This is a genomic window from Ruegeria sp. BG11 (genome assembly GCF_056538565.1).
This window is the reverse complement of record NZ_JBQFTH010000008.1, coordinates 31,944-46,187: the sequence shown is the minus strand read 5'-3', so window position 1 is coordinate 46,187 and position 14,244 is coordinate 31,944. Positions and strand designations below refer to the sequence as shown.

Below are 14,244 nucleotides of genomic sequence, written 5' to 3'. Positions count from 1 at the left end.
TTCAGCCTCCGGTTCCTGTTGCCGCGATCCGGTGCGCGTGATCCGCGCCTTGAGCCGAGATCCCGGTCAGGGTGTCGATACGGGCGATTAGGTTCAGGGCGTTGCCCAGAATCTCGGCCTCGGCCCGTGGTGTAATGGTTTCATAGCCTTCGGAATCTGCCAGAACTTCGATCGAGCTGAAGCGGTCGCCGTTTTCAAGGCAGGCAACACGACGCCCGGTCGGAAAGCCGTCAGACTTGCTGGCGGGCAGCGGCATCCGCGCGTTTGCCAGCAGATAGTGCTGACCCGAATGGGTGCGCAGTGAAATTCCAAAGCCAGTATTGGGGTAGTCACGGTTCAGGGTTTTGAGTTCACCCAGAAAACTCTCACGTGCAAAGATGACAGCATCCTGCTCGTGGGCAGCGGAGTTGTTCGGATCGGTCACAGCAAAGAACCTCGAGACTGGAGTTGAGCAAAAAAACTCGTAAGGGCGCCTAAGTGGCAGAAAAGACTCATTAACTCCTACGCGACCAAGAAGCCCGTTCAAGGCGGTGTTATTTTGACGCGAATAAGATATTTTGGCGTTTCAAATGTGGCGCCATTAAGGCGCGCGATTCATAAGAATGCCTCAACCCCTACGTGTACGGGGTTGTCCTTCAGAAACATCTATCTCGCGACAAACCGCATAGTCTGCAAATTGGCAACGTTGGCGGACTATACCGCAGCGCTTGGCAAATACCAGCGAATCGCAATGGCGTTTTGTTCAAGTGCAAAAACTTGCCATTGGGTGGATTTTACCCCTCGCGCTGGAGGAAAAGCTTTGCTATCCAGCGCTCCAGTCCGACGCATAAGCGTCCGGTTGCGGGTGTGGCGAAATTGGTAGACGCACCAGATTTAGGTTCTGGCGCCGCAAGGCGTGGGGGTTCAAGTCCCTCCACCCGCACCACTGATATCCATAGGCGATAATTGTACTGTTTTAGCTGGTTCGCTCAGTTGGCTGTCCCTGTGAATCCAGAGGCCAGCCTCTTAGTTTCGCGACCCGAACCATTTACGGTAAATCTCGTCATAGGTGCCATCTTCGCGCAAAGCCAGAAGCGCCTGATTGACGTCTTCCACCAAAGGTGATCCCGTCGGGAAGGCTATGCCGTAGTTTTCGCGCAGGAAAATCCCACCGGTCATCGTGGCGATCCGGCGACCTTCATGGGCGGCGAAATAGGACAGGACCGGAGCGTCGAATACGACGGCATTCAAGTCTTCGGCCTTGAAAGCCTCCAACATTTCATCAAGCCCGGGGTAGGCGACGTATTCGATCTCGCGCCGGTTGAGGAAACTGGCAGCCGTCGATCCCTCGATCGTGCCGACATTTTTGCCGTAAAGATCATTGACCGAGTTCACATTTCCGGTGATCGCATCCACCGTCATCACACTGGTGATCCGGGCGGTGAAGACCGAGACGATGAACAGGGACGACACTACCAGTATGACCCCCAAAATCCGGCCAAAGGGCGTGCGGGGCATCCTCTCTTCAAAGCCGCCATTGACGACCAGATTCAGTGCCCACCAGAAAGACGGGAACCAAGCCTCGTTCAATTTCCGATCGAAATAGGGCTGCGCGCGACGTTCGAACCCCCACATCAGCATGCCGCCGCCCAGAAGGATTGCAAAGGCCAGGCCGATGGCAAAGAACAGCTCGGCCGACAGCAGCGCCTGCAGCAGCGACGGCTTGCGTGCCGAATCCGAGGGCACCATGATCTGCAACCCGGCCTCGAAGATCGGCTGGCTGAAATCCATCTGGGTCTCACGCAGCGCGGTGATCGAGATATTTGCGATCGCCAGATCCGCTGTACCATCCTGAACGGCCCCCAGCATGTCACCGAAGGCCTCGACCCGGGTGACGGAATACTCCCACTCCAGCGACTCGGCGAGCGCTGCTAGCAGATCCATGGAAAAACCAGCCGCGGCACCGTCCTCGACATAGGAAAACGGTGGGCGGGTCACCGTGGTGACGTTCAAGGTTTGGGCCAGGCTTTGCTGTGCGAGAACGGCGAAAGTCAGGCTGATCAATGCGTAATAGGCGCGTTTCATGGTCAAATTACCTGTTTCGCCGCCCTGTAGCGCGATTGAGGTCAAAACAGCAAGGTCACCGCAGGGTAAAGCACCATGTTTTATTGGCGTCTCAACTCGACACATTGTGGGAATTACCGGGGGAATCTGGCGGATTGGGGTTGGCAATCCGGCCAATTCGTTGAATCTGTGCGGGAACCTGAACGATAACCCAACCCCGAGGCCCGAAATGACGGACGCAGTTCAATTGACAGCGGATTTGATCCGTTGCCCATCGGTCACACCCGTTGAAGGGGGAGCTTTGGTCTTGTTGGAAAATCTGCTGTCAGATGCGGGGTTTGACTGCACGCGGGTGGATCGTGGCGGCATCAGCAACCTGTTCGCTCGTTGGGGGGGCAAAGGGCATCCGCGCAGTTTTGGCTTCAATGGCCATACCGATGTTGTTCCGGTAGGCGATGAGGCCGCATGGACCAAGCCACCATTCGGAGCCGAGGTGCATGACGGCGTCATGTTCGGACGCGGCACAAACGACATGAAATCCGGGGTCGCGGCCTTTGCCGCCGCAGCTATTGATTTCGTCCGCGATACCCCACCCGATGGGGCCATCATCCTGACCATTACCGGAGATGAGGAAGGCGACGCGCTGGACGGCACGACGGCCCTGCTGGACTATATGGATCAATCGCATGAGCGGATGTCGGTCTGTCTGGTGGGCGAGCCAACCTGTCCCAACCATATGGGCGAGATGATCAAGATCGGTCGTCGCGGCTCAATGACCGCTTGGTTTACAGCGACCGGGGTGCAGGGGCATTCGGCCTATCCCCATCGTGCAAATAACCCTCTACCGGCGATGGCGCGGCTGATGGATCGGCTCGCCAGTCATGAGCTGGATCAGGGCAGCGATCACTTCGATGCCTCTACGCTGGCTGTTGTGACAATCGACACCGACAATGCCGCGACCAACGTGATCCCGGCGCAATGCAGCGGGGCGGTGAATATCCGCTTTAACGACCTGCATTCCGGAGCCGCCCTTAGTGATTGGTTACTGCAGGAGGCCGGTCAGGTGGCGCAGGATTACGGCGTTGAGGTCGAGACCCGGATCAAGATCTCGGGCGAAAGCTTTCTGACCCCTCCGGGCGCGCTGTCCGATCTGGTGTCTAACGCCGTTAAAGCCGAGACCGGCATCACGCCCGAGCTGTCGACCACAGGCGGCACGTCCGACGCGCGGTTCGTCAAGAACCACTGCCCGGTGGTCGAGTTCGGGCTGGTCGGACGGACCATGCATCAGGTGGATGAATGCGTCGAGGTGGCTCAGATCGAACAACTCAAGGCGATCTATACCCGCATCCTAAAAGACTACTTCGCCTGACGGGCTCAGGGGGCTGCGATTTTAGTCATGACGCCGTCGCACCGCCGTGCTAGGCCAAACCCATGACTCGCATCCCCACCAAGCAAGAGGTCCTGGATTGGATCTCGGCGAACCCCACCCTGACCTCGAAACGCGATATCGCCAAGGCCTTTGGCATCAAAGGCGCGGATCGGATTGATCTGAAACGCATCCTCAAAGAGCTTGAGGCCGAAGGGCATCTGGAAAAGCGCAAGCGCAGCTACCGCGACCCGGATCGTCTGCCTCCGGTCAGCGTGCTGCAGGTGAAGGCGCCGAATGAGGATGGCGACCTGTTCGCGCGGCCTCTGGAGTGGCATGGGGACGGCGTTGAGCCGGTTGTGCTGCTGATCACCCGCGCCAGCGATCCCGCTTTGGGCGAAGGCGACCGGATTCTGGCCCGCCTGACCGTGGTGCAGGAAGAAGACCACAATTACGAAGCCCGCCTGATCCGCCGTATCGGGACCAACCCGCGCAAGATCGTAGGTCTGTTCCGCAAAGGGGCCGAGGGCGGGCGGATCGTGCCCATCGACAAGGCCAGCCAGACCGAATGGCAAGTGCCCGAAGGTGCGGTGCATGGGGCCAAAGACGGTGAGCTGGTCGAGGCCGAACAAGCCGGACCCAAATCCCGCATGGGCTTGCCTCGCGCGCGCATTGTCGAGCGCTTGGGCGACCCGTCCGCACCCAAGGCTGTATCGCTGATCGCGATCCATCAACACGGCATTCCGGACGATTTCCCCGATAAGGTGATTGATGAGGCCGACAAGGCCAAACCCGTTGGTCTGAAGGGTCGCGAAGACTTGCGGGACATGCCGCTGCTGACCATCGACCCCTCGGATGCACGCGACCATGATGACGCCTGCTATGCCCATGCCGATGACGATCCCAAGAACCCCGGCGGCCATGTGATCTGGGTCGCCATCGCCGACGTCGCCGCTTATGTGCAGCCCGGCACCGCGTTGGATCGCGAAGCACGCAAACGCGGTAACTCCAGCTATTTCCCGGATCGCGTCGTACCGATGCTGCCGGATCGTCTGTCCGGTGATCTGTGTTCCCTGCACGAAGGTGTCCCGCGCGCCTGTATCGCCGTGCGGATGCAGATCGACGCCGAGGGCAACAAGATCGGCCACCGCTTTGTGCGCGGCCTGATGCGCTCAGCCGCGTCGCTGCACTATGCCGAGGTGCAGGAGGCCATCGACGGCTCCCCCAATGACCGCACGGGACCGCTGTTGGAGACGGTTCTGAAACCGCTCTACGCCGCCTATGCCGCACTGAAAACCGCGCGCGCGGCGCGGCAACCGCTGGAGCTGGACCTACCCGAACGCAAGATTGTTCTGTCCGACACGGGTGAGGTCACCAGCGTCGCCTTCCGCGACCGCTTGGACGCGCATAAGCTGATCGAAGAGTTCATGATACTCGCCAATGTCTCGGCGGCTGAAACGCTGATTGCGAAACGTCGCCCCTTGCTGTTCCGCGTTCACGAGGAACCCTCGCCTGAAAAGCTGGAAAGCCTGCGTGAAACGGCTCAAGCTGCCGGCCTGAACCTTGCCAAGGGGCAGGTTCTGCAAACCCGACACCTGAACGCCCTGCTGAACGCGGCGGCAGGCACCGAAGATGCGGAACTGATCAACCTGACGACCCTGCGGTCGATGGCGCAGGCCTATTACAATCCCGAAAACTTCGGTCATTTCGGGTTGGCATTACGGAACTATGCACATTTCACCTCGCCCATTCGGCGCTACGCTGACCTTATTGTCCACCGCGCGCTGATCTCGGGCCATGGCTGGGGTGATGACGGTCTGACCGAGGATGAAATCGCCCGGCTTGACGAAACCGCGACGCATATCTCGGACACCGAGCGGCGTTCGATGATGGCCGAGCGCGACACGACCGACCGCTATTTGGCGGCCTATCTCAGCGAACGTGTGGGCAATGAGTTCACGGGCCGGATTAGCGGCATCGCGCGGTTCGGGGCCTTCGTGAAAATGGACGAGACCGGCGCGGATGGGCTGGTGCCTGTCCGCTCACTGGGGCGTGAGTTCTTCCATTTCGACCGCGAGGCTGGAACCCTCATGGGCTCGGATACCGGTCTGATCATAGCGATCGGCCAACGTGTCACCGTGCGCCTGACCGAGGCGACGCCGGTTACGGGCGGCTTGGAGTTGGAGTTGCTCTCCATCGACGATCAGGCCCTGCCCCGAGGACGTGGGCCAAAGGGACGCGCAACCAGACGCAAGGCCGTCAGCACCAAGCGCAAGAAGGACAAGATCAAGCGTAAGGTCGAGCGGAAACGGCGTCAGCGCTAGCCTTTGTCCGCAGGTTGTGACGACCCCTGTGCAAAGACAAGCAAGTCACGCATGCGGTCGTTCAGGCGGGGCTCAATCTGTTTCCGCGCCCGGGCGATCCGCGCGCTTTCCTCCAACTTGCGGGATAGGGCGTCGATATCCACGCCGTTTCGCCTCAGCCAATGCTGCAGCGCCTGCTGATCAAGCAGGCGGTGTTGCTGTCGAAACTCTGATACTGCACGCACAAGGTCTTCGCCCGGAACGGGTTGCCCGGAGCGCCGGTCCAGCGCAAGAGCCAGCGCGTCGATCTCTGCGGCAAGGCGCAGCGCGTCGAACCGATCACCGGAGGCAGTCTCGCATCGCGCAAGGGCCTCGGGATCGTTAATTGGGTTATGTGACAGCACACCTGTCAGAAGGGTTTCGAACGCATCCGTATGCCGAAACTCGAACGCTGGCGCGTCGGGTAGCGTGTCGTTCAGCCAGTCGCTCTCCACGCGCAGCAAACAAGCCTGAGCATCCCGGTTTTTCTGATCAATTCGACCTTCGGGCAGCCATAGCTCAAGGCGATCTGAGGCGGCCGGGTCCAAAGCTGCACAGTCCTCCAGTAGGCTGTTAAAGCTGCGATCGGGATAGAACCTGCGACGGGCGGCTGCGACAAGTGCGTCCGCCAACCGCCGCTCAACAACCTGCGCGGCGACGGCGGCATCCAGCGTCCAGCGGATGTTCACCAGTGGCTCGGACAGGTTGGCAAAACCGACCTGTTCGGGCGCATGGATCAGCGCGACCTCATCATCAGCTTCAAGCCGGAAATGGGCGAACGCGTCAAAGATCTCGCCGACCCCGATCATGCCAAAACTGCCAAGCTCACACGCGCGCAAGGCCCCTATCGAGGCGGCGCCATAGACGGGAATGCCTTCGGACAGCGCCCACAGGATTTCCTTGTGGTAGACGGCGGGCAAGGCCTCGAAATAGCCATCCAGAAGGATGATGGCTCGCGGGCGGGCAAGCGCCGCCTTCAGCAGATCACCCTGCGCTGCAGGCCCAAGACGTCGGATCGGCAACCGGTCTTCCACACCACACGGGTGCGGCAGGGAAGGGCCGACAAAGAGGACGATGTCACCTTGGCTCATGACACTTTCCGCGCGCGCGCTCCGGGGCGGTATCCGGGTGCGTAGGATGTACCTTCAAGCCCTGGCGCAATGACTCGTATGACCGTCGCGGGCAGGTTGGGCACCGAAAGATCAATGGCGACCGGCGCCTCAAGCCCGGCCCGTTCAAGCGCGGCCAGCATGCAGTCAAGGCTATCACGAGGAGAGCGGACCTGATGCAACGGCACCTGATCGAACCTGTGTGGTGTGTTCGCCTCCACGATCTCGGCGCGCTGAGACCGGAGCGTCTCCGCATTGCGCCGCGCCTCAAAATAGTCGCGCGTCCGATCGTCCCGCGCGCCCGAGATGAGGGTCAACCGACTTTGCGCCGCTTCGGTCAGGGCACGAGACAAGGCGATGCCCCGTGCAGGGTGGCACCCTGCCCCCGAAGCCGCCTGCAAGCCACGTCTCGTGTCATCCTGACGGTCGATGATCGTTGCGAAGAATGCGGGAATTCCAAGGTCCGAGGTCACGTTCCAGATCGCGCAAGCCACGCCTGCGGCGTCGAACCTGTCAAGAAGCGCTTGGCAGATCGGGTCTGTGACGGAGTGCAGATCGACCCGGCAGGACGCCATGATGCTGGGGTTGCGCTTCCACAAGGTCACTGCATCACGCTCAAGCGTTTCGGCCAGCGCCTGACAGGTGGCCTCATCAACGCTGCTGCCCGAGGCGAGGCCGGTCGACGACATCAGAAAACACCCCAATCCGGGCTGCAGGGGCAGCGTGAAATCCATATGGACCAGTTCGTAAGGAACCCAGACCGAATGATCATCTGAGAGTGCCTTTCCCTCGGCCCAAAGCACCGGTTTGCTGCGCGAAATGGGGTGATCTGAGATCCGGGGCAGACGCTCAAGATCAATCACTTTTTCCGTCTTCGCCAAGTCATCGGCGCTTGCCAGACGCAAGGGCAAAACCGGAGTTTCGGCGCAGCTGAGCTCGACCGCCTCCATCAAGGCCGAAACCTTTGCATCCTCGACGGTCGCGCCTTTGCCTTGCGTCACGGCCAGAGACCGCGCATTCGGGCGATGCGCGGCGTAGACGGGAATGCCGATGCAATCCAGGCCAGTCAGATCGGCCAGCCGGGTGACGCCAAGGCGTTTCATATGGGGCAAGATGCGGTCCAGAACCTGTACGGACGGAACCGCGTGGGCAGGCGCTCGGTGCTGGTCGTCCCTCTCCTGCCCCATGTCTGTCAGCGGGGCTGATCCTAGCTGCGTGTGAATTTGTGCCTCTGTTTCAGCCCGTCGATATTGACCAGATAGCAGGTGCCTTCGGGTTCGAACTTGTCAGGCGGCAGGAAGTCTTTGGGCGGGATGGTGGCAAGGTTCACACCACACTCCAGAAGCTCTCGGACCAAGGCCCAGCCCTTGTCGTTCTGGTACTTCTCAGGATCAACCTGATAGGCTTTGTTGTCCCAGACCTCACGCGGGATATGCAGCACTGTGCCATCATCGCTTGCAATAATCAGGTCGTGTCTAAAGTTCTCAATATCGCTTTCGGACATTATGTCTCCTCCACTCAATACAGGCACGTTCACTACAGCAAATCGAACCCGGTGCCGCAAGCTTTCCCTCGGGCCGGAGCAATCTTGCGCAAATGAGCCGTGTTAGAGGAACCCAGAATAGCGTGCAGCGTCGATCAACGCGGCGATGCGCTGTTTGATCAGGGGCACGTCATCCGTGCCAGTCAGGGTGACAATATCTGCCACGACATTGCGCAGCGTCTCGGGCAGGTTCTGCTGGCTGCTGTCCAGAAGGCGCTCGCATAGCTTTGGCACCTCGGACAAGTCTTTCTGCGTCTGGCCGGATGCGATCAAAGGCAATAGCGCGGACCATTCAAACGGATAAGCGATCGAGGTCTTCTCAAACTGAACCATCGCGTCGCGGGCCAGCTTGCAAGCGGTGCTGTCAGCGCCGCGCTGCCATGCCTCCCACGACAGGTTGGCGGTCGCCAATGCGATATACTCATGCATTTGGAGTTCCCGCGCCAACGCGATGCTTTCATGAGACAGGCGCGTGGCCTCGGATGGATTGTGCATGCGCCGGTAGACGAGGGACAGATAAGTCATGCAGCGCAACTCGATCTTGCGGTGACCGGATTTGCGCGCGGCCTCCAAACCCGCGCTCATCGCCTCCTGTGCCTGAGGCAAGCGGATGCAGTGCAGATTGACAAACCCAAGGATAAACAGGGCCGAGGCAACAACGGCGAGATTACCAGTTTCCTCAGCCGCAGACACATAGTTCGATGCGGTTGCTATCGTGTCCTCGGTCGGATCATAACGCGACATTCTGAGGTCACGCAGTACCAGTTGATCGAAATACTCGGCGCGTTGTTCAGCGGTCATGCTGCCCACATCCTGCGCCAGTCCGGCCGCCAGTTGAGACATTGCCTCGCCATCCCCGCTCCAGTAGTGAACGTTGAGCGTATTGAGTTGGATGTCGATCCACTCCCGCAACAGCTCGGCGTCGTCCCGCCAAGCGGTTTGATCCAGAGCGGCTTCGGCAGCGGCAAGTGCGGCCAGTGATCCCGCGCGATCCTGTTGCAAGGCGTTTCCGGTCAGACGGTGTAACCGAGCAGTTTTCCGGGGGTTGTCTGGAACCAACCCTACGGCCTCACGATAAGCCGCAACCGCGCCGTCCAGGTCGTGTACCAAGGTTAGGACGGTGCCAAGCTGTTCCAGCAGGTCAGCGCGTTCCGGTAAGGTGCCGGGGTGCAACCCGTCCGATAGGGTGACCTGTTCCAGATGGTTCAACGCGGATTTGAAATAGGCCGTTGCCTCTGTATTTGCATAGCGCGAACTTGCCTGCACCGCCGCCTGCTGGAAGCACCGTGTTGCTTCAGCATGGTTGCCAGACAAACCCCAATGGCTGCCGAGAACATGGGCGGGCGTGATTTTGCGAAACCGCGCACCAAGTACAGCCGCAATTCGCGCATGCACCATTGCACGCACGGATCGCAGCATGGTTTCATACGCGGCATCTCGCATCAGCGCGTGGCGGAATGAGTATCTGCGAGCCGCAGCCGGGGCGGGAACAATAATCTGCGCCGATACCAACGTGTTTAAATGAGCCGACAGCGCATGATCGGATTCATCAATCACGGCAGACAGAACGTCGAAGGAAAAATCCCGACCAATGGCCGCAGCCGTCTGCAGTATCCGGCGGGATTCGGGGTGACGATCAAGGCGGGCGACCAACAACTCGTTCAGCGTGGTCGGTACCGCCGTCTCATCAATCGAGGTACCGCCCCCATCGGTTCGGTCAAAGACGCCGGTTTCTATGAACGACTTGGAAAGCTCTTCGGCAAAGAGCGGCACCCCGTCGGACCGATCTGCGATCAATTCCAGCACCGGCATCGGCACCGGTTTCAGATCATAGACATGCGCCGCAATCTCACCGATTTCCTCGTTGGACAGCCGGGTCAGTTCGATGCGCGTATTGACCTCCCACGCGGTTTGAAACGCGGGCCTGCAGGTCAGCAGCACCATGACCTGCTCATCTTTGAACGTCTCAAGCAGCCGTCCCAAAAGCTCTTTTGTGGTCGGGTCGATCCAGTGAAGGTCCTCGAAGACAACCAGCACTTTCTTGTCGCGCACATACCATTCGAACAGAGCAATCAGCGCCTGAAACGTCATCTCTTTCCGTCCCAGCGCATCAAGCGGCAGCGTGGTGTCGCGCCCGTGTTCGCGAAACTGCATCAAGGCGTCCGCCAATGAGGCTGTCTTGCCCGGATCCAGGTTTGTAGCCGAAAAAATCTGTTCCAGCCGCTGGGCCGTGTCCCCGGCCGAAAGCTGCCCCCCGCCCAAAACCATAGACCAGATTTGGTTCAGTACCGGATACAGGGCGTCATTGGTGTGAAAGGGCGAGCATTGAAAGCGCAGAACGTCGCCCTCGACCTCGAACACATGCGATACGAACTCTTCCACCAGTCGAGACTTACCGATCCCCGGCTCACCAGAAATGAGCGTCGACCGCGGTACGCCCTGCTCGACCTGCTCCCACGCGCCATCCAACTGGGCCAGTTCAACCTTGCGATTGATGATCGGCAGCTTTTCTTTTGACCGACGCTTGAAATCGGGGGTGGGGCCGTCCGTTGCGCCTTCGACGCGCCAGATACGTACCTCGCCGCGGAAGCCTTTCAATTTGTGATTTCCCAGATCGGTCAGATCGAATTTGCCTTCGACAATCTTCTTGGTTTCATCCGAGATCGCCAAGGTGCCCGGTTTTGCCATCAACTGGATACGGGCAGCCAGGTTGGGCGCGCGCCCGACGGCCTGATCCTCTTCGATATACGAGTTGCGGATCAGGTCTCCGACAACGACATTGCCCGTTGCGATGCCAATGCGGCAATTCAGCTTAACCCCATGCGGGCGGCCCAGAAAATGCATCGAGTCGGCGATGCTCAGCCCCGATCGGATCGCCCGTTCGGCGTCATGATCATAGGCCTGCGGCCAGCCAAAATAAGCCAGAACGCCATCGCCCAAATACTGCGCGACAAAGCCGCCATATTCCTCGACAATCTCGGTCACGGCACTTTTGTAGCTGGTCAACAGGGTCGAAAGCTCTTCGGCATCTAATTGTTCGGACAGTTGGGTCGAGCCGACAAGATCCGTAAACACCACTGACAGCTGCCGTCGCTGTTGCGGCGCGACCGAGTGGCTGCGATCCGCCTTTTCCGCAAAAGGGCCGTTTGCCAGGTCCGATGCCTGCCCGCTGCGAAGCAAGGCAATCGCATTTAACAACTGACGGCGATGGCCAACCGATGCGATCCCCATATCCCTGAGATCTTCCGCAGTGATCGTTGGCAACAGGCTGCCGTCCACATCATGGTCATGAAACGCCGAGATGTAGCGCTCCATTCCAAGCGCGCGCAGCCAATCGTCGAGATCAATTGCCATCGTGTTGTTTCACCATTCACCCTACCAACGGGCACTTGCGACACGACTGAAACACACCAACCGCCCGCCTGAAGCGCTGCAATCTGAAAGAGAGCACAAAAAACAATTATCATCATGATACCGATTCCACTATCCTCGGAATCGCAACATTATCAAGGGGAAGAACGTCGTCGTGCCCAACTCAAGAAATTTGCTTATCGTCGGAACCGGAAATGTCGCCAACGCGCTTGCGCGCCGGTTTTCTGCAACGGATCATGTGGTTCATATAGGCTCGCGAGATGCCGGACGGGGCGCGGAGGCCGCGGACCGACATGGTATTAAAGGCGGCCTTGCAGCCGATCTGGTGCAACACGCCGAGGTTGTGTTCATCGCCGTACCGTTCACGGCGTTGGATGATACATTGGAGGCTCTGGGATCACTGGAAGGCAAGGTGGTGGTCGACTGCACCAACCCTCTGACCGATGACTACATGGCTCTGACCCTGGGGCATACCACATCCGCAGGTGAGTTTTGCCAGTCGAAGCTGCCGGGCGTTCCGGTCGTAAAGGCCTTCAACGCGATCTTCGCGGATGTCGTTGACTCGGATCCGACCTATGGCGGCATCCTCCCTCAGGTGTTCCTTGCCGGGGACGATGCTGGGGCAAAAGAAACGGTGGCCGAGTTGGTGCGTGCCATCAATTATGACCCGGTCGATAGCGGGGCGATGCTGAGTGCGCGGTATCTGGAACCTCTGGCCGAGTTGATCATTCAGATGGCCTATGTTCAGGGCGAAGGCACGCGGATCACGCCCGTCATCCTGCGCTCAGACGCATAATACCGCTTGAATACCCGGAGTAGCAGGCAGGCTCGGACGCCCTGCCTGTTTCAGAGGCTTGTTCCAACAAGCGGCCACCGACGCGTGTCTGGGCCAGAGCTTCGGATCGCAGTACTCACCTTCCGACGTGACCGCCTGTGGACTTTGTCACCCGACATAAGGCTCATCCCAGCTTCGTGAAACTCTTTCGATCACATGAATAACAGACTTTTGGGAATACCTTTTCTGTAGCACAGGACGGTAGTGCTCATCTATCGACCAAGGCCGGTCGAAATAGCCCTGATCTCCTCCTCAGCCGCGTACTGCTTTGGTGTCCTGCGCTTGAAACCGCTGACCAGCTTGTCAGCCACGCCCCGCGATTCGAGATTTTCTGGGAGATATCAGGACAGCCCATCGCTCAATACTGGGCTGGACTGCAAGCCGTTCTGTCCCAGGAAGATCCAGCAGAGCCTTCTGGACTGTCGTCTGCTATTCGAACAAGGCGGACTTTCATGTGGCTCTACAACTATTTGCCAATTTCATCTTGAAAGGATTGCTAGGCACAGCGACGGAGGTGAAAGAGCCCTGGGTACTAAATCCTGCAGACAGATCTATGCGTTTGAAACGCGTTTTTCTGCAATGGCTGAAAGCCAGCGCATGTGTCGTAGGGTCCTCCAGACCAAACAAACAGACCCGGATATTCGGATCGCGCAGCGGACTGCGCTCGCCAGTGAGATGTGGTAGAAAAATCGGCGCCCGATCCCATGTAACCGTTTCGGCAAGCGCAACAACTTCGGCAGCAGACAGTCCAAATTGACCGCCAATCCATGAGATAGACCTTGCACCGTTCAGTATCGCGCCGTTTAGTACCAGCGATCCGGCAGTGTGCGCGCAAAAGCATGCACATATCGTTCGGGACTAGGCTTGTACCTACAGTCCGACACGAACAATTGCCCGGACGTCCCCAAGCAGATGAAGCCCCGTCCCGTTTCTGTCGCGCCCAGAGATACCGCCCCGGTTTCTTCCGCGGCTTGCGCCGTCACTGTCCAAACCACCTCGTGGTCCCTGAAATTCTGCGGCAGCCAATCCGGCCTCGTATCAATAGCTTCAGCAATTCCGGGGCGTCAAACACGCGAGGCCTGATACCGCAACAGTGCCCTTGCAGCGTCCGACGTATCGATAGCCAATTCGCCATGCAGTTACAAACCGATGTAGTCCTTCGGCAAGAGAATATGAACAATTCGGTCATGGTTGGCCGGTTCATGTCGTTCCAAACATGCATTCTTGGGCGCAGTGAAACCCGGCAAAGGAGGGACCCCGGAAATATGACCAATCCGGGGTTCGGTCGCACCAAGCTCTTCGCATTCACGCGCCGCCCTGCTGTCATTCCACATGATTGCCGGGCGTATCGGTGTTAGATAGTCGCTCAACAAAACGGCCCCATGCATTTGACCGGACAATCCGATGACCCGCACCTGTGACAGCGCGATTTGTCCTGAAAACTGCTTCAACACGCCGAGCGCCGCCCGCCTCCAAAGAATTGGGTGCTGCTCCTACCAGCCGGGGTGTTGCGAAGACGTTGAAATTCCCATTGAGGTCGTCGCGAAAATCCGATCAAACAAGCTTGACCTCCGATGTCCTGGTATCAATCCCGAGATACATTCAAACTCGGTGCCTGCAGAAATACACGGAAC

Annotated in this window: 10 protein-coding genes and 1 tRNA gene; 4 read left to right on the top strand and 7 right to left on the bottom strand. The window is 59.0% G+C overall.

Annotation, left to right across the window (positions count from 1 at the left end):
• Window position 1 precedes the first annotated feature (1 nt).
• Complete coding sequence (locus ACR0JF_RS13995) at window positions 2-424, bottom strand: hypothetical protein (RefSeq protein ID WP_170661643.1); 423 nt, start codon at window positions 422-424, stop codon at window positions 2-4.
• 416 nt (window positions 425-840) lie between these two features.
• Here ACR0JF_RS13995 and ACR0JF_RS13990 point away from each other — a divergent pair.
• Window positions 841-925: transfer RNA gene (locus ACR0JF_RS13990), tRNA-Leu, on the top strand.
• A gap of 80 nt (window positions 926-1,005) precedes the next feature.
• On the opposite strand, the gene ACR0JF_RS13985 is transcribed toward ACR0JF_RS13990, so the two are convergent.
• A complete protein-coding gene (locus ACR0JF_RS13985; protein ID WP_170661645.1) occupies window positions 1,006-2,064 on the bottom strand; it encodes a transporter substrate-binding domain-containing protein in 1,059 nt (352 codons plus the stop codon).
• Between the two features lie 208 nt (window positions 2,065-2,272).
• On the opposite strand from ACR0JF_RS13985, the gene dapE reads away from it, so the two are divergent.
• Window positions 2,273-3,412 carry a succinyl-diaminopimelate desuccinylase gene (gene dapE, locus ACR0JF_RS13980; RefSeq protein ID WP_170661647.1) on the top strand — a complete coding sequence of 380 codons (1,140 nt, stop codon included), beginning with the start codon at window positions 2,273-2,275 and terminating at the stop codon, window positions 3,410-3,412.
• Window positions 3,413-3,474: 62 nt separating this feature from the next.
• Window positions 3,475-5,733 carry a ribonuclease R gene (gene rnr / locus ACR0JF_RS13975; RefSeq protein WP_170661649.1) on the top strand — a complete coding sequence of 753 codons (2,259 nt, stop codon included), beginning with the start codon at window positions 3,475-3,477 and terminating at the stop codon, window positions 5,731-5,733.
• Here the strand turns inward: rnr and ACR0JF_RS13970 are convergent.
• The 4 genes from ACR0JF_RS13970 to ACR0JF_RS13955 all read right to left on the bottom strand — a co-directional run bounded on the left by ACR0JF_RS13970 (window position 5,730) and on the right by ACR0JF_RS13955 (window position 11,757).
• Window positions 5,730-6,842, bottom strand: coding sequence for a TfuA-like protein (locus ACR0JF_RS13970; RefSeq protein ID WP_170661651.1), 1,113 nt, complete (start codon window positions 6,840-6,842; stop codon window positions 5,730-5,732). The genes rnr and ACR0JF_RS13970 overlap by 4 nt on opposite strands.
• Complete coding sequence (locus tag ACR0JF_RS13965) at window positions 6,839-8,047, bottom strand: YcaO-like family protein (protein ID WP_170661653.1); 1,209 nt, start codon at window positions 8,045-8,047, stop codon at window positions 6,839-6,841. The genes ACR0JF_RS13970 and ACR0JF_RS13965 overlap by 4 nt, the downstream gene beginning before the upstream one ends.
• A 20-nt stretch (window positions 8,048-8,067) precedes the next feature.
• The gene (locus ACR0JF_RS13960) at window positions 8,068-8,364 is read right to left on the bottom strand and encodes a hypothetical protein (protein ID WP_419739375.1); all 297 of its coding nucleotides are present in this window, start codon (window positions 8,362-8,364) and stop codon (window positions 8,068-8,070) included.
• Between the two features lie 102 nt (window positions 8,365-8,466).
• Window positions 8,467-11,757 carry an adenylate/guanylate cyclase domain-containing protein gene (locus tag ACR0JF_RS13955; RefSeq protein WP_170661655.1) on the bottom strand — a complete coding sequence of 1,097 codons (3,291 nt, stop codon included), beginning with the start codon at window positions 11,755-11,757 and terminating at the stop codon, window positions 8,467-8,469.
• 172 nt (window positions 11,758-11,929) lie between these two features.
• Between ACR0JF_RS13955 and ACR0JF_RS13950 the strand changes: the two genes are divergently transcribed.
• Entirely contained in the window at window positions 11,930-12,571 is a 642-nt protein-coding gene (locus tag ACR0JF_RS13950) for an NADPH-dependent F420 reductase (RefSeq protein WP_480669520.1), read from the top strand.
• 1,178 nt (window positions 12,572-13,749) lie between these two features.
• On the opposite strand, the gene ACR0JF_RS13945 is transcribed toward ACR0JF_RS13950, so the two are convergent.
• Window positions 13,750-14,064 carry an FGGY family carbohydrate kinase gene (locus ACR0JF_RS13945; protein ID WP_170661657.1) on the bottom strand — a complete coding sequence of 105 codons (315 nt, stop codon included), beginning with the start codon at window positions 14,062-14,064 and terminating at the stop codon, window positions 13,750-13,752.
• Window positions 14,065-14,244: the final 180 nt, after the last annotated feature.

Bases quoted from the DNA above. Each gene is read 5' to 3' on its own strand.
- ACR0JF_RS13985 (WP_170661645.1), bottom strand. From the start codon at position 2,064: ATGAAACGCGCCTATTACGCATTGATCAGCCTGACTTTCGCCGTTCTC.
- dapE (WP_170661647.1), top strand. From the start codon at position 2,273: ATGACGGACGCAGTTCAATTGACAGCGGATTTGATCCGTTGCCCATCG.
- rnr (WP_170661649.1), top strand. From the start codon at position 3,475: ATGACTCGCATCCCCACCAAGCAAGAGGTCCTGGATTGGATCTCGGCG.
- ACR0JF_RS13970 (WP_170661651.1), bottom strand. From the start codon at position 6,842: ATGAGCCAAGGTGACATCGTCCTCTTTGTCGGCCCTTCCCTGCCGCAC.
- ACR0JF_RS13965 (WP_170661653.1), bottom strand. From the start codon at position 8,047: ATGGGGCAGGAGAGGGACGACCAGCACCGAGCGCCTGCCCACGCGGTT.
- ACR0JF_RS13960 (WP_419739375.1), bottom strand. From the start codon at position 8,364: ATGTCCGAAAGCGATATTGAGAACTTTAGACACGACCTGATTATTGCA.
- ACR0JF_RS13955 (WP_170661655.1), bottom strand. From the start codon at position 11,757: ATGGCAATTGATCTCGACGATTGGCTGCGCGCGCTTGGAATGGAGCGC.